12 protein-coding genes and 6 pseudogenes are annotated in these 16,803 nt (G+C 40.6%); 12 read left to right on the forward strand and 6 right to left on the reverse strand.

The window, feature by feature from the left end:
- The 3 genes and pseudogenes from RI501_RS13545 to RI501_RS13555 all read left to right on the forward strand — a co-directional run.
- Positions 1-468 (forward strand): annotated as a pseudogene (locus tag RI501_RS13545) (replication initiator protein A); the annotation flags it as partial.
- Between the two features lie 149 nt (positions 469-617).
- Positions 618-815, forward strand: coding sequence for a hypothetical protein (locus RI501_RS13550; protein ID WP_076632751.1), 198 nt, complete (start codon positions 618-620; stop codon positions 813-815).
- A 172-nt stretch (positions 816-987) separates the two neighbouring features.
- Positions 988-1,505: pseudogene (locus RI501_RS13555) on the forward strand (zeta toxin family protein).
- On the opposite strand, the gene RI501_RS13560 reads toward RI501_RS13555, so the two are convergent.
- Positions 1,495-1,773: a hypothetical protein gene (locus tag RI501_RS13560; protein WP_085776399.1), complete on the reverse strand. Its 279-nt coding sequence runs from the start codon at positions 1,771-1,773 to the stop codon at positions 1,495-1,497. The pseudogene RI501_RS13555 and the gene RI501_RS13560 overlap by 11 nt on opposite strands.
- Before the next feature lie 21 nt (positions 1,774-1,794).
- On the reverse strand, positions 1,795-2,022 hold the full coding sequence (locus RI501_RS13565) for a hypothetical protein (RefSeq protein ID WP_313823643.1): 228 nt from the start codon (positions 2,020-2,022) through the stop codon (positions 1,795-1,797).
- Positions 2,023-2,274: 252 nt separating this feature from the next.
- On the opposite strand from RI501_RS13565, the gene mobQ reads away from it, so the two are divergent.
- The 5 genes and pseudogenes from mobQ (at position 2,275) to RI501_RS13590 (ending at position 9,495) form a co-directional block, all read left to right on the forward strand.
- Positions 2,275-4,335 (forward strand): MobQ family relaxase, encoded by a 2,061-nt coding sequence (gene mobQ / locus RI501_RS13570; RefSeq protein WP_056986409.1) that lies wholly within the window; start codon positions 2,275-2,277, stop codon positions 4,333-4,335.
- A gap of 119 nt (positions 4,336-4,454) precedes the next feature.
- Positions 4,455-5,086, forward strand: a pseudogene (locus RI501_RS13575) (DNA topoisomerase); the annotation flags it as partial.
- A 385-nt stretch (positions 5,087-5,471) separates the two neighbouring features.
- Positions 5,472-6,392, forward strand: coding sequence for an IS30 family transposase (locus RI501_RS13580; RefSeq protein WP_054519348.1), 921 nt, complete (start codon positions 5,472-5,474; stop codon positions 6,390-6,392).
- Positions 6,393-6,639: 247 nt separating this feature from the next.
- A complete protein-coding gene (locus RI501_RS13585; protein WP_056986407.1) occupies positions 6,640-7,794 on the forward strand; it encodes a cation:proton antiporter in 1,155 nt (384 codons plus the stop codon).
- Positions 7,795-7,916: 122 nt separating this feature from the next.
- Positions 7,917-9,495: pseudogene (locus RI501_RS13590) on the forward strand (ClC family H(+)/Cl(-) exchange transporter).
- Between the two features lie 92 nt (positions 9,496-9,587).
- On the opposite strand, the gene RI501_RS13595 reads toward RI501_RS13590, so the two are convergent.
- The 3 genes and pseudogenes from RI501_RS13595 to RI501_RS13605 all read right to left on the reverse strand — a co-directional run.
- Positions 9,588-10,448 carry an IS982 family transposase gene (locus RI501_RS13595; RefSeq protein ID WP_042521211.1) on the reverse strand — a complete coding sequence of 287 codons (861 nt, stop codon included), beginning with the start codon at positions 10,446-10,448 and terminating at the stop codon, positions 9,588-9,590.
- Between the two features lie 358 nt (positions 10,449-10,806).
- Positions 10,807-10,896, reverse strand: a complete 90-nt coding sequence (locus tag RI501_RS13600) for a putative holin-like toxin (protein WP_107696660.1) — start codon at positions 10,894-10,896, stop codon at positions 10,807-10,809.
- Between the two features lie 185 nt (positions 10,897-11,081).
- Positions 11,082-11,183, reverse strand: a pseudogene (locus tag RI501_RS13605) (restriction endonuclease subunit S); the annotation flags it as partial.
- 95 nt (positions 11,184-11,278) lie between these two features.
- Between RI501_RS13605 and RI501_RS13610 the strand changes: the two are divergent.
- The 4 genes and pseudogenes from RI501_RS13610 to RI501_RS13625 all read left to right on the forward strand — a co-directional run bounded on the left by RI501_RS13610 (position 11,279) and on the right by RI501_RS13625 (position 15,511).
- Positions 11,279-12,199, forward strand: a complete 921-nt coding sequence (locus RI501_RS13610; RefSeq protein WP_056986401.1) for an IS30-like element ISLsa1 family transposase — start codon at positions 11,279-11,281, stop codon at positions 12,197-12,199.
- 293 nt (positions 12,200-12,492) lie between these two features.
- On the forward strand, positions 12,493-13,089 hold the full coding sequence (locus RI501_RS13615; protein WP_056986399.1) for a recombinase family protein: 597 nt from the start codon (positions 12,493-12,495) through the stop codon (positions 13,087-13,089).
- Positions 13,090-13,203: 114 nt separating this feature from the next.
- A pseudogene (locus RI501_RS13620) lies at positions 13,204-14,385 on the forward strand (KUP/HAK/KT family potassium transporter); the annotation flags it as partial.
- A gap of 103 nt (positions 14,386-14,488) precedes the next feature.
- Positions 14,489-15,511 carry an IS30 family transposase gene (locus tag RI501_RS13625; protein ID WP_233742108.1) on the forward strand — a complete coding sequence of 341 codons (1,023 nt, stop codon included), beginning with the start codon at positions 14,489-14,491 and terminating at the stop codon, positions 15,509-15,511.
- 213 nt (positions 15,512-15,724) lie between these two features.
- Here RI501_RS13625 and RI501_RS13630 read toward each other — a convergent pair whose 3' ends face one another.
- The gene (locus tag RI501_RS13630) at positions 15,725-16,750 is read right to left on the reverse strand and encodes an IS30 family transposase (RefSeq protein WP_313823633.1); all 1,026 of its coding nucleotides are present in this window, start codon (positions 16,748-16,750) and stop codon (positions 15,725-15,727) included.
- Positions 16,751-16,803: the final 53 nt, after the last annotated feature.

Consider the following 16,803-nt stretch of genomic DNA (forward strand, 5'->3'; position numbering starts at 1 on the left):
TTGGACTTTTCCACAGCCCAATTCTCACCAGCAGAACTAGAAAAGCAAAACAAGGATTTGGTGAACCATGCTAATGATTTCTTAACTGATGAAGATAGTGGCTTACCCGTTTTCTTAGAACCCGAAGCCGTGCAATTACTTAGTTTCTGGTGCCGCACCCCGCAACAAATGCGCCGGTTTATTGGTATCATCTTGAATGCTAAATATCGAGTTGAAAAGGATCATCAGGACATTGGCGTCATAATTCCACTTGATGATGAGGAACTGAAGCCTTTAATGACTAAAGCCTTGAGGCGCTACTTTAACGCTCTTAGAAGCAATGAGAAACACATCAAGAACGTTGAAAACTACTTGTACGGCACCATGCAAAACCTATTTGGCGTTTGGTGGAATAAACAAGCGGCTAGAGAATATGCGGCCAAACACCCCGAAGAACAGAACACTGACAATGGACGTTCTTGGAATTGAACGTCACATGGACTCATTTAAGCCGTTTTAAGTGTTACATGCATAATTATATTAAAATCGCTTTAAAATCGCTTAGAAGCAAAAATAGGCACCTTGAGTGGCTGAATTGGCGATGACTGAACTAAGGAAATGTGAAAGGAGCTTTTTAAATGACCAAATCCAGCAAAGAAGTCGAAAAAATAGAGCAATTGTTGGCTGACCTCTGGGCAGTCAATATTCAAGACATTTGGGAACAAGCGGCATATAATCCAGATCCTGATAAACGCAAACTGTTTGACGCGTTACACACTTACCTCTTAGATAAACACCAAGAGCAAATTATCAATGACAAGCATTTCGTGATTTAACATGAGTGAGCCAAAGAGATACATCATCGTGGCTGGGATAAGCGGCGCTGGTAAAAGCACTTTATATCGCGCGAGACCCGAATTATTTACTCACTCCAAACGATTAAATACCGATGAAATCCTCCAAAAAATGGGTGGCGATTAGCATAAAAATCGTGACAACTTTAGGGCAATGCGCGAAGAAATAAAACAACTCCACGCGGCTTTAAATGCTGGGCAGAGTATTCATGTTGAAACAACCTTATCTGGTCAAGAAAAGGCACAATTAAATTTAATCGAGCGGGCTCACCAAAATGGGTTTGAGGTCACGCTTTTATACGTGGCGTTAAAAAACAAAAAAGTAGCAATTAATCGGGTTCATGAACGGGTCAAAAAGGTGGGCACGGTGTACCAGATTAAGTTGTTGAAAAACGTTATAGTCAATCAAATCATAATTTAGCAGCAGTCGCATTCAAAGCTGATAATGTCGTGATCTATGATAATAGCCAAAAATTTGTGTCAGTTTACAGACGAGATCATGACCAGGTGATCAAAAATAATTTGCGTAACTTTCTTTGGATAAATCCAAAAATTACCTTTGAAGCCGCCATTTAAAAGCAACTAAATGACTTTGTTAAAAATAATCCAGATTTAAAAATTAGAAATCTCATGAATGATTCAGAAAATAAAAACGATCAGCCTAGTAACTAGGCCGATCGTTTTTGAGCTTATTCGGCTTATGGGAATTAACGTAATCGGCAAATATGTTTAAAAGCTCTTCGGTTTGTTCAACCGATAGATTATCAGCTTGAAAGTATTTTTCGAGTAAAGCCCCTTTTTGAATTAATCGGCGAGAACGGGCTTTACGGGCTTGCCGATTTTCGTAGTATTTAGATTGCCGTAATTTAAAATTTTCTCGCTCAATTTTTTGTTTTAAACGCGCTTGTTGTTCAATTAGTTTTTCATATTTATTAGGCATGGAATTCCCCATCTCCTATGACTAATGATCTACGGGCTTTTCCTTTAAAAACTCGGATACTTTTTTGGATAAGGACTTGATATTGTCATTAGATAAATTAGCATAATCTAAATTGGCTTGACTGATGATTTGTTTACCTAGCCGTTGTTCAATCTTATTTTTTTCGTCCTTAATTTTTTGATTAAGGTCTTTTAATTTAGCTTCTTGTTTTTCTAAGTTACTTTGAGACATAACGATCCCTCCAATCATATTAGAAATAATCACCGACACTATATCATACAGAGAACGTTAAGTCAAAGTATGAAAGTTGAAATAGCGAAGCGGAAGGCATACACTATAAGTAAATTTAGGGGAATCAGAAGACCAAGTAAAACGAGGTCAATGCGCACTTACACGTCATCTTTGATGACGTTGTGCTAAACCCATTAAAACCTGTATTAGAAGTCGCCGATGGCGACAACAAAGTCAAACCCATAAACCCAAAGAAAGGTGGTGACCGACATGGCAATTTTTCACATGAGTTTTAGTAATATTAGTGCTGGTAAAGGACGAAGTGCGATTGCCAGTGCCGCTTATCGAAGTGGTGAAAAGCTATTTGATGATAAGGAAGGTCGCCACTATTTTTATGCCCGCTCGGTTATGCCAGAAAGCTTTATTTTGACGCCAAAAAATGCACCAGCATGGGCCAGTAATCGAGAACAATTATGGAATGAAGTTGAAAAGAAAGATCGTAAATCAAACTCACGGTATGCAAAAGAGTTTAACGTGGCTTTACCAATTGAGTTAAGTGAAGATGAACAAAAAACATTATTAACTAAATACGTGCAAGAAAACTTTGTTGATCAAGGCATGGTAGCCGATGTAGCGATTCATCGTGATCACCCAGATAATCCACACGCACACGTGATGTTAACCAATCGCCCATTTAACCCCGATGGTACTTGGGGACAGAAAACAAAAACCAAATACATTTTAGATAGTCATGGTAATAAAACTAAGACCCCTGCAGGGAATGTGAGAAACCGAAAAATTTGGTTGGTTGATTGGGATAAAAAAGAAAAAATAACTGAATGGCGGCACAATTGGGCGGCAAGTGTCAATCAGGCTTTAGAGCAAAAAAGCATTCCTGATCGGATCAGTGAAAAATCATTTGTGGAACAGGGAATAGCTGACACACCAATGCAACACGAGGGAATCAATAGCAAACGGCATGAAAGAAAGGCATTTAATCAACAAGTTAAGAACTATCGTAAGTCCCAAGCTGGCTATAAAAATATGCAGGAGAAAGTAGTTAATCAAGGCCACTTGGATAGCCTAAGTAAACACTTCTCGTTTAACGAGAAAAAAGTGGTCAAAGAGTTAAGCCACGAACTGAAAACTTATATTAGTTTGGAAAGTTTAGATGATAAGCGGCGCATGCTATTTAATTGGAAAAACAGTACCTTAATTAAGCACGCTGTTGGTGAAGATGTCACTAAGCAATTATTGACAATTAACCAACAAGAAAGTTCACTAAAAAAAGCAGATGAGCTCTTAAATAAAGTAGTTGATCGCACGACTAAAAAACTTTATCCAGAGCTTGATTTTGAACAGACAACCGCGGCTGAACGACGGGAATTGATTAAAGAAACTAATAGTGAACAAACGATTTTCAAAGGCAGTGAATTAAACGAACGTTTAATGAATATTCGTGATGATTTATTGATCCGACAATTATTGACCTTTACCAAACGGCCATACGTTGGCTGGAAGTTATTAATGCAACAAGAAAAGGAAGTCAAAATCGAGCTTAAATATACGCTGATGATTCATGATGATAGCTTAGAAAGTCTAGAACACGTTGATCAAGGTCTACTAGAAAAGTATTCACCAACCGAGCAGCAAAAGATTACTCGCGCAGTCAAAGATTTGCGAACAATCATGGCTGTTAAGCAAGTTATTCAAACCCAATACCAGGAAGTTTTAAGAAGAGCCTTTCCTAACGGCAATTTTAATGAATTACCAATGATTAAACAGGAACAAGCCTACACAGCCGTGATGTACTATGATCCTGTTTTAAAGCCATGTCAGGCTGAAACAATTGAACAGTGGCAAGCAAATCCACCACAGGTGTTCAGTCCCCAAGAACATCAACAAGGACTAGCTTATTTATCGGGACAGCTTAGCTTAGATCAGTTAGAAAATCATCACTTACAACGGGTTTTAAAGCATGATGGCACTAAACAACTCTTTTTGGGTGAATGCAAAGTCGATCCAATGATTAAGAACAGTCAGATTGAGAAAATCCAAAAGCAGTTAAAAGGGCAACAAGCCAAGGACGACCAGTATAGAAAAGTAAATATTGGACATTATCAACCGCTAAATTACAAGCCAGTTAGTCCAAGCTACTACTTAAAGACGGCCTTTAGTAACGCAATCATGACCGCCTTATATGCCCGTGATGAAGATTACGAACGGCAAAAACAGGCGCAAGGTTTAAAGGAGACTGAGTGGGAAATGACGAAAAAGCAACGGCAACACCAAACTCGAAACCGGCATGAAGATGGGGGCATGCACTTGTAATCACAAAATTAGCGACTGGTTAATTGGTATGAATGGTAGCCCATAATGTATTTTATATTGATAAAAATTTGGTACGTAGAGCGTGCTCGATTAGTTACCCATAGCTGCCAGCCTTGTGTATGGTCTATCAAAGAGACCAGGCAATCAAAAACTTTAAGCCGGAACCCTATTTTGAACTAAATGCGGAAATTGTAGCTAATCAGCAAAAATTCGTCGCGAAATTAGCCCCTATCAGCGATTTAAAGACAAAGCAGGGCTAACGACATTCATGCAAGCTAAACACGTTCAGAAAGGCTCACAGGCTGGTTTAATCAAGGGCGTTCAAAACCAGGCTAAAAAACGTGCTAGTCCCCAACTATTCTCGCTATCCAGTCTGCAAAGTGCCATGAATAAACGTTATCACGCCAGCGCCAGTCAAACCTTAGCGGCCATTCAGAGTTTATACGAAGCCAAGTACCTTAGTTATCCCCGCACCGATTGTGCTTACATCACTGATGAAGAATTTGATTATTTAGTGGCTAATCTGACGAAGTATCTGGGTTTAGTCTCTAAGCCAGTCGCTTTAACCAATACCACCCCAAATAAGCGCTATGTTAATGGAAAAAAGGTTGAAGAACACTACGCCATTATCATGACTAAAGTCGTCCCGACTAAAGATCAATTAGCTACCTTACCTAAAATACAGCATCAAGTCTATGACTTAGTTTTAAAAACGACGTTAGCGATGTTTGCTGATCCGTATGAGTACGAGGTAGGTCAAGAATCTTGTGTAAATGAAATGCCTGGTAGCGTCAAGAATCTTGTGTAAATGAAATGCCTTCGTACATATAATATGTATCTAACTTAAATAAGTAATGAGAAAATATCATGTCTAAATTAACTGAATCTCAAATACGGGCCAATAAAAAATAGGACGATAAAAACAATATATTAACAAGCGGTCAGTAGCACGTAACTTTGTTAAGCAACTACCTACCGATGATGACCTCGCAAAGTTTCTTAGCCTAATTTCTGATCGTCATAAGTTTTTACATGGGTAAATTCTATAATTAATCCGAACAAAAATTAAAAAAAGCCCAAAGCAATCTCTTACAATGGTAGTAGCTAATTCCAACCAACTATAAGGAGCGATTACTTTGGGTATCTCTACTTTATCAAGTTTTCAACGTGGCGCGCTAGCACAACTAGTCAGTGAAGGTCATCATACTTACCAAGATATGGCTGACGCTTTAGGCGTTGCCAAATCTACCATTCACTATGAATTGAACCGGGTTAAACCTTATGACCCTGAATTGGCCCAACAAGATGCTGACCGCAAAAGACGGGCTTGCGGTCGCCATTCGATTCTAACATCATCATTAGTGACTTTAATTACCAATCACTTGCGATTAACCTGGTCACCAGAAGCGGTCGCGACTGCTTTTAACTTGGGTACCGCTTCAATTTATAATTGGCTTAATCGTGGCTGGTTACCTTTCGAATTAGCTGATCTACCTAATCGAAATATCCGACAGTGTCGAGTTAATGAACACCGTGGCACATTTACAAGTGGGACTTCGATTGAACAACGACCAACAATTGTTAATCAGCGGTTAGCTTTTGGTCATTGGGAAGTAGATACAGTGCTTTCTGGCCGGAAAGCGTCACGAGCATGCCTGGTCACTTTTGTAGAACGTAAGACGCGACTTCTATGGGCCATAAAAGCCCCTAACCGAACTGCCAAGGCCTTAAATAGCGCCTTTGAAAAGTTTATGGGAACCTTTGGTTCCCAAGTGAAATCTATAACTGTTGATCATGGTAAAGAGTTTGCCGATTATCAATCCATAGAACAAGACTATCAAATTAAAGTTTATTTTTGCCATCCATATTCACCATGGGAACGGGGTTCCAATGAATATTTCAATCGACGGTTACGTTGGTTCTTCCCGAAAAAGACTAACTTTGGCCAGGTAACGACAGATGAAATCCTGGCAGCGCTTGAACTTATTAACCAACGGCCATTAAAAATCCATCATCAACAAACTGCCATTGAAAGTTTCCGGGCTTGTTCGGATTAAACTTGTAATTTGCCAGATAAAGAAAATTCAGAAATCACTTTTAAAGTTGGCGGTGTCTGTGTTTCGAATAAGTAACTAAATGTGACAACTTATCGTTACTTGAATATTTTTGATTAGTTTGCTAGCATATAAGAAGTATTATTAAAACATGAATAAATAAATCAGTTGACGTAAGCTCAAGGTGTTCTCTTTCAGGGGTGTGTAAGAGGTATCTGGGTTTACGTTTTTTGTATGAGGAGGTTTTTGTTTGGAATTTTTAGGTACCTTGGTGATCATCTTGATTACAACTAGTCTATTTGGCCATCTAGCCTCTAGGGTTGGTATCCCAGCAGTGATCGGTCAATTATTTGTTGGAATTATTCTTGGCCCTGCGTTGTTGAATTGGGTTCACGCCAATGATTTCATCCATATTTTTTCAGAGATTGGGGTTATCATCTTAATGTTTATCGCCGGACTTGAGAGTGATCTTACATTGCTTAAAAAATATTTGCGTCCTAGCATAATTGTCGCGTTGTTAGGAGTTTTGATTACGATGGTACTGATCTATCCAGTTGGTATTGTTTTTGGCTTGACACAATTTGAAAGCTTGTTTTTGAGCGTTATTTTTGCCGCAACGTCGGTTTCAATTTCAGTTGCTGTCATGAAAGAACTAAATTTACTTGATAGTAAGAGCGGTTCAACAGTCCTCGGTGCCGCGGTGGTTGACGATGTGCTAGCTGTCGTTTTACTTAGCATTATGGTAAGTTTAATAGGTACAAAGGCTGGTACGGATACCCAGATACCGCTAGCTCTGACTTTTTTAGAGCAGCTAATTTACTTTGCCGCAATTTATTTCGTGATGCGTTTTATCGCCCCTCTCCTCGCTAGACTAGGCACCAAATTATTGAATCCAGTGGGACCTACTATAATGGCGATGATTTTGTGTTTTGGTATGGCATATATTGCAAATCTGATTGGACTGAGTGCAGTAATTGGGGCCTTTTTTGCAGGAATTGCGATTGCACAAACTCATGTAGCTCATGAAGTTGATCAAAGTATCGAACCAATCGGTTATGCGATTTTCATTCCTGTATTCTTCGTTTCAATTGGTTTAAGTATGTCACTAGCTGGCATAGAACACGATTTGTTATTAATTATCGTATTGACAATTGTGGCAACACTGACGAAACTATTAGGAGCGGGGAGTGGGGCTAAATGGGCCGGATTCAGTTCGAATGAAGCTTACCTCGTTGGTGCAGGGATGGTCTCGCGTGGGGAAATGGCCTTGATTATCGCTCAAATAGGCTACCAATCCAAACTAATCAGTGATGATTACTATTCGGCAATTATCACTGCCATTATCCTAACAACGTTATTAGCACCATTACTACTCAAACATGCGGCTCGTCATATAAACTACTAAAACATTTTAGCGGTATGACACCCCTTCTCTGTGAAAAATAACTACTAGATTTCATCGAGATATTGCCTAGTTTAATTAAGTACTAAATTATATAATATTGGTTATAATGGAGGATTAGTTATTTGATACAGCTTGTAAAAGAAAAATTTGACGTTACTCGTTTGCGATTTGTTTTACTCGGCCTGCTTGTGGGTTTAATGAGTGGCACCGTTGTTAGCTTATTTCGCTATTGTATTGAGATAGGGCTGCACTATAGTCGATTGGTATATAGATACTTACGAATCGCGCCGTTTGTCGAAGGATAATTGGTGGGAATGGGCATTGTTGATAGGCATCAACCTTGGTTTAGCGTTAATTGTGGCTCGACTTCTCAAGAGAGAACCTTATATCGCTGGTTCTGGAATTCCGCAAGTTGAAGGTCAATTGGCTGGTGAATTGGAAATGCACTGGTGGTCAATTCTTTGGCGAAAATTTATCGGTGGTATTCTGGCATTGGGACCTGGATTATTTCTCGGACGAGAAGGACCAGCGATTCAATTAAGTGCGTCAGTTGGTCAAGGTTTCGCTTCTGAGTTTAAGTTATCAGGAACTGATCGCCGACTACTAATTGCATCAGGCGCCGCTGCTGGATTAGCAGCAGCGTTTAATGCCCCCATTGCTGGAACTCTATTTGTCTTAGAAGAGATTTACCATAATTTTTCACCGCTGGTTTGGTTAACAGCATTAGCCGGAGCAATTGGTTCAAATTTTATTTCGCTGAATGTTTTCGGACTTGTTCCCGTGTTACATTTAAGTTATTCACGTAGTTTACCAGTATCAAATTATTGGCACTTAATTTTACTCGGCATTGTTTTGGGATTATTTGGTTACTTATATCAACGGGTCTTGTTAGTTATGCCTAGGTGGTATCATCAATTGACACATTTGCCACGCCCAATACAAGGTGTCGTACCATTTCTGCTGGTAATTTTAGTTGGTTACTTTTCGCCAAATTTACTCGGTGGTGGTAATGGCTTAATTTTGGGATTTGGCCAGCATGTTCCACCTTTGTTTGTACTAATTGCAATTTTTATTATACGATTCGTCTTTTCAATGATTTCATATGGTTCCGGATTACCTGGCGGTATTTTCTTGCCGATTCTTTCTTTAGGTGCTGTGATTGGTGCGGTTTATGGCGTCTTAATGAATCAATTAGGATTATTATCGCATGTCTATATCATGAACCTAATCATTTTTTCCATGGCCGGTTACTTTGCTGGAATCGGAAAAGCTCCCTTCACAGCTATCTTGCTGGTAACAGAAATGGTTGGCAATTTAACACATTTAATGCCATTAGCAGTCATATCGTTAACTGCTTACCTTGTTGTTGATTTATTAGGCGGTGCACCAATCTATGAAGCATTGCTTAAGCAGATGACAATGCCTAAAACTGTTCAGCAACTTCATCGACCTGATCATTTGGAAATACCGGTTTTCTTTGGCAGTCCCTTAAACGGCAAAATGGTCCGAGACATGCCATGGCCTAAAGAAGCACTGCTCATTGGAATCCGGCGTGGCGAACAAGAAGTGATTCCACATGGTGACACCTTGATTCATGAAGGTGATACGTTAGTACTGTTAACTGATACAACCCAACGACCCCAAGTTAAACAACGGATTGATGCATTATTAGCAACCTTAGAAAAAAAGCACCAAGACTAAGTTAATAGGTAAATTGGTTTATCATAATGGTAGGTATCAGATTAAGTGGGTCCGTTGGCAGACATAAACATATTGGAAAACTACCCGTTGTGCTAGTTAATTAGCTGCCAGGTATCTACGAATAAAAGTTGTTCTAATCGACTTTTGAAACCACGCAGACATCGGGCCCGATTATGTTCAACCTGAAATAAAACCTGCCATTTAGAGAATAGAGTTTCGATCATGCGCCTTTGGCGCTTCAATAAGGTGCTATTCAGTCGTGATTGGGGCATGTTACGGCGTTTGGGTGTCCAGAAATCAATGTGTCGTTGCTTTAATTGATCTTTTAGTGGTTGACTAAGGTAGCCAACATCGGCCAAAACATGTGAGCAAGCGTATTGGTCAATCAATTCTGGCACTAAACGAATATCATGAATTGAAGCAGCTGAAATTGAATAGGCCACTACAATGCCTTGATTGGTGACCTGAAAATGTCCCTTTAAACCATAGAACCATTGTTTCTTGGTGGCATTATAGCCAATGTCAGCAAGTGAGCGTAAAACTTTGGCTCGATGATTACGAATTGATTGGCATAATGGGATTGGAAAACTATCTATGATGGTGTAAGTCACTGATGGTAAACAGTGTTTAACTAAACCAACCCGCAGGGTTTGGAGCAGACAGCCCATAGCTGTGCACCGTCGATTAAAACGAGATCGTTCTGGCAAACCAGTCAGCCCTAACCCAACTAACAGACGATAAAAAGCACATTGATTAGTGATACCAAGTGATACCTGCCAACACATCAAAGCCATGATAGTTACATCTGATATTTTGGCATGATTAGCATTCTTTCTTTGCCGAATTTTGCAGGAAACATAACGTTGATATAGTGGCGTTACAACCGCAACCCAGGGTTGCCAAGGTGCTTGCACGATAGTTGTAGGTTGAGTAAGATAATATTGGCTTGACATCGTTCACACTTCTTTGTTTAGGATACTTAAAAGTGTAAGCCTGCCAGGCTTTTTATGTACTTTAATTGTCCCATTTCAACTAGCACAACGGGTATTGGAAAACTATATACAAATACGGTGAAGTACGAAAAACGCTGAAACAGAATTAGTTGAACCTATTTTGAAAAATACAAAGATAAATAATATGCCGAAAATGCCTTGCTACCCAATTTTTCATAGTCATGCTATAATGTAGACAGAAAAGGAAGCCTTGCGCTAACAAGACTTCCTACGCAAGCCGCTTCAAAGGCGGTGGCGAAGTTAATAAGACAGCATTAAGCTACCCTGTAACCTACCAAAGTTACGCAGGGCGGCTTTTTTATTTGTGGTGCTTGTCGATATAGCTGAGTAGCGCGATTAAAAACGTGCCAAACAGCAACATCAACGAGAGTGCCTGGAAGACGCTCATTGACTGTGAAACCTTCCTGAAGATTATTCCATGTTCCCATGGGCCTCACCTCACAAGGGAAAAGACAGCCACCGCCCTTAAACCTTCCTGCGTAATCTATTATACAGGTGAATTAAGTATTGACCAAGCACAATAAAAATAGATCATGGAGTTTCATGGGATCCTAAATTTGATCAAATTAAGAATCAGCAAAACATCTTTTGTAGATACCCTTTTTTGAGTTCCTGGAGTTTTTCAAGCTTACGCTGATGAAGAGCTATAGTATCGTCTAGCTGTTTGAAAAAGGCAAATTCTATAATTAATCCGAACAGAAATTAAAAAGCCCAAAGCAATCACTTACAATGGTAGTAGCTAATTCCAACCAATATAGGGAGTGATTACTTTGGGTACATCTACTTTATCACGTTTTCAACGTGGCGCACTAGCACAACTGGTCAATGAGGGAAATAAATCTTACCAAGTAATGGCTGACGCCTTAGGCGTCGCCAAAGCTACGATTAGCTATGAGTTGGACCGGGTTAAACCTTATGATCCAGAATTAGCTCAGCAAGATGCAGATCGCAAAAGGCGGAATTGCGGTCGTCGTTCGATGCTGACGGCAGCATTAGCGACTTTAATTACCAATCACTTACGATTAACCTGGTCACCAGAAACCATTGCGGCCGCTTATAACTTGAGCACTGCGTCAATTTATAATTGGCTTAATCGTGGCTGGCTCCCCTTCAAATTGACTGATCTACCCAATCGGAATGTCCGCCAGCACCGAGTGAGCGAAAATCGTGGGAAATTTACAAGTGGGACTTCCATCGAACAACGGCCAACAACTGTTAATCAACGGTTAGCTTTTGGTCATTGGGAAGTAGATACGGTGCTTTCTAGTCGAAGTGAGCCACGATCATGTCTGGTTACATTCGTAGAACGTAAGACCCGACTTCTATGGGCCATCAAAGCCCCTAATAGAACGGCTAAGGCTCTAAACACCGCCTTTGGCAAGTTTATGGGGGCCTTCGGTCCCCAAGTAAAATCCATTACTGTTGATCATGGTAAAGAGTTTGCCAATTATCAGGCCTTAGAACAGGATTATCAGATCAAAGTTTATTTTTGCCATCCATATTCACCATGGGAGCGAGGTTCCAATGAATATTTTAATAGACGGTTACGCTGGTTCTTCCCGAAAAAGACCAATTTTAGCCAAGTAACGACTGATGAGATCCTAGCAGCACTTGAACTAATTAATCAACGACCATTAAAAATACATCATCAACAGACTGCCATTGAAAGATTCCGGGCTTGTTCGGATTAAACTTGTAATTTGCCAACTGAAAAATTAATTTTACCTTGACCCAGTTACCTGGTGTGCATCAAATAAGTAGTGATTGAGCACCAAACGAAAAGATTTATTAGATTAATAAGTAAAGCAAACCCCTGAGTTGGAGTAAATCCAAACTCAGGGGTTTTACTGGTCTAACTGTTTTTCAGACCATTCTCTGTAAACTGCATCTTGCCACTAGGGTATACCCTAGTGGCCTTTCTTGTTTCTGTGCTATACTAGGAATTACAAGTGTTCATTAGAACTGTCCAAAAGGAGAGCTAAAAATGGCTAAAATCGGTTATGCTCGCGTGAGTTCCAAGGAGCAACATTTAGATCGACAGTTAGCGGCTTTAAAAGACGTTGATAAATTATTTACGGATAAATTAAGTGGGGCTAACATTAATCGGCCAGAACTGCAAAAGATGCTGGCCTATATTCGTGAGGGTGATATTGTCCTGGTCACTGAATTAGATCGCTTAGGCAGAAACAACCAGGATTTAACCCAGATCATGAACACCATTCAAAATAAGGGAGCAACCCTAGATGTGTTGAATTTGCCGTCCATGACAGGGATTGCTGACCCAAATTTACGTCAACTGATGACCAACTTGATTATTGAACTCTATAAGTATCAGGCCGAAAGTGAACGTAAGCGAATCATTGAGCGCCAGCAGCAAGGGATTGCCTTAGCTAAGCAGCAGGGTAAATATCATGGGCGTAAACCCCAATACACCCAAGACGATCCCCGCTTGCAACATGCTTTTAAACTTTATCAGGCAGGCATGAGTGATGTCGATGTTGCCCGTAATACAGGAATTAAACGGACAACCTTTATAAGGTATCGAAAGAAATTTAATGTTAAGGTAGATTGTAAATTATGAGCTTCTTTAAAGTAATTTCATTATGATGTATATGGCATAGTTGCTTTTCTTCGTATTTAGGATTAGTATTTTGCAATGCTATATTTCAATAATTAGCGTTGGAGGCAAGCAAATATGAATAAGCAACTAGAACGTGTTTCTTTTGCGGGGGCACTTGTTACTTTAGGAATTGTGTACGGTGATATTGGCACTTCACCATTGTATGTTATGAATGCATTGATTGGTGACGCCGGTAAAATGGGAAATATTTCTCCCGATTACGTGATTGGATCGATCTCGTTGATTTTTTGGACATTAATGATCATTACAACGTTGAAGTATGTTGTCATTGCAATGCAAGCCGATAATAAGCGTGAGGGCGGAATTTTTGCTTTATATGCATTGGTTCGAAAAAATTCAAAATGGTTAATTTGGCCAGCCTTGATTGGTGGGGCGGCTATTTTGGCCGATGGAACATTAACTCCTGCAGTAACTGTGACTTCAGCCATTGAGGGATTAAAAAAACAACACCTTGGCCCTGTGGTGTTTAGTAATTCTCAACATAACGTCTTGATTATCACAACAGTTGTTCTACTCGTATTATTTATGATTCAACGTTTTGGAACAGGTGTGATTGGGAAATCCTTTGGACCAGTGATGATTTTATGGTTTGGCTTTTTGGCTGTCTTTGGAATCGTTAATCTAATCAATTATCCAATGATATTGAAGGCTATTTCTCCTTATTATGCAATTAAGATACTCTTCAGTCCAGTTAACAAAGTGGGAATCTTTATACTTGGAAGTATCTTTTTGGCAACCACAGGAGCAGAGGCTTTATATTCCGATATGGGTCACGTTGGCAAGAAGAATATTTATGTAACCTGGCCACTAGTATATAGCACCCTATTTTTAAATTACTTAGGTCAGGGGGCTTGGATAATTAGACATGCAGGTGACACTGCTTACAGGCACTTATCGAACTTAAATCCCCTTTATGAAATGCTCCCAGGGCCTTGGCGCCTAGTTGGCATTTTGCTAGCCACACTCGCTGCAATCATTGCCTCTCAGGCGTTGATTACGGGTTCTTACACTTTAGTCGATGAAGCAATTGGCTTAAAATTTTTACCTAGAATGGTTATTAGACATCCAAGTAATATAAAAAATCAAATTTATATTGCAACTGTTAATTGGATACTATGTATAATAACAATCAGTGTAGTCTGGTTCTTTGGTAGCTCACAAAAAATGGAGGCTGCGTATGGTTTAGCAATCACTATTACCATGCTTATGACTACCGTGCTTTTGCATGAATTTTTAAATGCCTGATTTACAATTCAAGTGCACCACTTAAATAATTGGACCAAAAAGGCCATGAAGACCTATTCTTAAATCAACGACGAATTAAGAAAGAAGTGTCTTCATGACCCAATCTAAGCGTACCACGACTAGTCATTACCAACAACTCCAATCTGCCGAACGGACTCTTATTATGAACTGGCGATTTGATGGCCGTTCTTGCCATCAGATCGCCCAAATGTTGCACCGAAGTCCCAGCACCATCAGTCGTGAAATTCGACGAGGGAGCGTTCACCAGCTAGGCCCTAATCGACGACCTACACTGGTCTATTGGGCTGAGTCTGCCCAATTACTACACAATAAAGCCCGTGAAGCCTGTCACGCCCAGAGCTGGCTTGACAAGGCACCACAATTCTTCCTACAGCTAACTAAAGCGCTCAAAAAACGCCAACGTCTTTTAAGCGTAGATACCTTTGTGCACTATTATCAGGTCAATCACCCGGACGACCGGTGTCCTTCAGTGCCCACTGTCTATCGCTATATCGACGCGGGTGTCCTGAAATTAAAGAATGGCGATTTACCCATGAAGCTGCGGCGACACGCTAGATCCGGTTATCGTTCACACAAACGCCTAAACAAGCGTAACTTCGGGAAATCCATCGAAGAGCTTCCCGTAGAGGCCCAAGAACGTCAGGTCGCTGGCCATTGGGAAGGCGACTTGGTTAAGGGCAAGCGTGAGGCCAGTGAACCAGCACTAATGACCCTTATTGACCGGGCAAAACGGTATGCCATCATTGTCAAGATACCGAATTACCACGCCGATACCTGCCTTAATACGCTTCAGAACATTGTTGACGACTATGGACCGGAGCACTTCAAAACGGTGCTTTTTGACAACGGTTCTGAGTTTTCCAAACTTTCCCAGGTCAAGGGACCGGATGTCTATTTTGCTCATCCGTACTCGCCCTGGGAACGTGGCAGTAACGAGCATCTGAATGGTGAAATCCGTGAGTTCATTCCTAAGGGTAAGTCCATGAAAGAGCTAAGTATTGTGAACGTTCAGGCCATCCAGGATATCCTTAACTCTCGTCCCCGCAAGGTTCTGGGCTACCAGACTGCCATGTCCTTATTACCCGATTTCGACTAAGCTAGACCAACTGATAAGAATGGGTTGTGAGTGTTGCACTTGATTTGACAATTCAGGTGAATTTTTAAATAAACACCTAAATAAGGGAACGGCGCTTATAATTGCCTTGTTTTTTGGTTCCCGGTTTGTAAAATTAAGTTAGAAATTTAAAAAGCCCTCAATTGTCAAATCAAGTGCAACACTAAGAATCTATTCTTAGAAGTGGTCTAGTTGCTAAGCTAGTTCAGGCATTAGATCGGCTGGGCAACGATAGTTTAATGAACGCCGCAGCCGGTTGTTTAAGGTATCCTGAGCCAGCTGAATATCAATGAGTGAGGCCAAAACCAAGGATCTACCCTTCGGGAAGAACTCGCGCAAAAGGCCGTTAGTGTTCTCATTGGTTCCGCGTTCCCATGGTGAATAAGGATGGGCAAAGTAGATGTCCGTTCCCGCCACTTGGCTCAAGCTTGAGAACTCGGCACCGTTATCAAAAGTAATGGTTTTAAAGTACTCAGTTCCATAGTCATATAAGGTGTTCTGGAGGGCTTTCAAGCAAGTGTCGGCATGATAATTGGGAAGTTTAACGATGATTTCTAAACGACTAACACGTTCAGTCAAAGTCATTAATGCTGGCTCAGATTCAACTCGTTTACCTTTGACCAAGTCACCTTCCCAGTGTCCAAGCTCTTGACGTGCTTGAACCACAGTGGGACGCTCTTCGATTGAATGGCCCAGATTCTTCTTATTGATTCGGTGATGCTTTGTTCCGGGACGTTTGACTCGGCGACGGAGTTTAGCTGGTAGGTCTGAATTACGGATAGTTAAACGCTGGTCATCAATGTATCGATACACCGTCGGTGTTGAGGGACAGACAACTCCTGGGTAATTAGTCTTGAATTGGTGAACAAAAGTATCCACACTATGCATTCTGGGGCGAGCTTTTAAAGCTGTAACCAAAGCATTACAGAAGGTTTGACAGTGATCAAAGAGTCCACGATAACAGCTGTTTAGCCGGTGCTTACGATAAACTGCTTCGCCAGTTTCCGCCAGATATGACTGTTCGAAGATACGAGTATTAGCGTTAATCTGTGTTGTTGTCCCCCGTCTTAATTCACGCGAAATCGTACTGGGATTACGATGAAGAGCCTTGGCAATCTGGCGGATGGACCAATCTAAGCCCCTTAGGGCTTCAATTCGACCACGTTCAGCTAAATTGAGTTGGTGATACTGATTAGATATGATATTCTTAATTCGGGTCATGAAGATACCTCTTTCTTGTTTGTGGTGAATTAAGAATAGGTCTTCATGGCCTT

The sequence above is a fragment of the Levilactobacillus zymae genome (assembly GCF_032190635.1).
GTDB lineage: Bacteria > Bacillota > Bacilli > Lactobacillales > Lactobacillaceae > Levilactobacillus > Levilactobacillus zymae_A.

Excerpts from the sequence above, each read along its gene's own strand:
- RI501_RS13550 (WP_076632751.1), top strand. The coding sequence starts at position 618 with ATGACCAAATCCAGCAAAGAAGTCGAAAAAATAGAGCAATTGTTGGCT.
- RI501_RS13560 (WP_085776399.1), bottom strand. The coding sequence starts at position 1,773 with ATGCCTAATAAATATGAAAAACTAATTGAACAACAAGCGCGTTTAAAA.
- RI501_RS13565 (WP_313823643.1), bottom strand. The coding sequence starts at position 2,022 with ATGATTGGAGGGATCGTTATGTCTCAAAGTAACTTAGAAAAACAAGAA.
- mobQ (WP_056986409.1), top strand. The coding sequence starts at position 2,275 with ATGGCAATTTTTCACATGAGTTTTAGTAATATTAGTGCTGGTAAAGGA.
- RI501_RS13595 (WP_042521211.1), bottom strand. The coding sequence starts at position 10,448 with ATGTCAAGCCAATATTATCTTACTCAACCTACAACTATCGTGCAAGCA.
- RI501_RS13600 (WP_107696660.1), bottom strand. The coding sequence starts at position 10,896 with ATGAGCGTCTTCCAGGCACTCTCGTTGATGTTGCTGTTTGGCACGTTT.
- RI501_RS13615 (WP_056986399.1), top strand. The coding sequence starts at position 12,493 with ATGGCTAAAATCGGTTATGCTCGCGTGAGTTCCAAGGAGCAACATTTA.
- RI501_RS13625 (WP_233742108.1), top strand. The coding sequence starts at position 14,489 with ATGACCCAATCTAAGCGTACCACGACTAGTCATTACCAACAACTCCAA.
- RI501_RS13630 (WP_313823633.1), bottom strand. The coding sequence starts at position 16,750 with ATGACCCGAATTAAGAATATCATATCTAATCAGTATCACCAACTCAAT.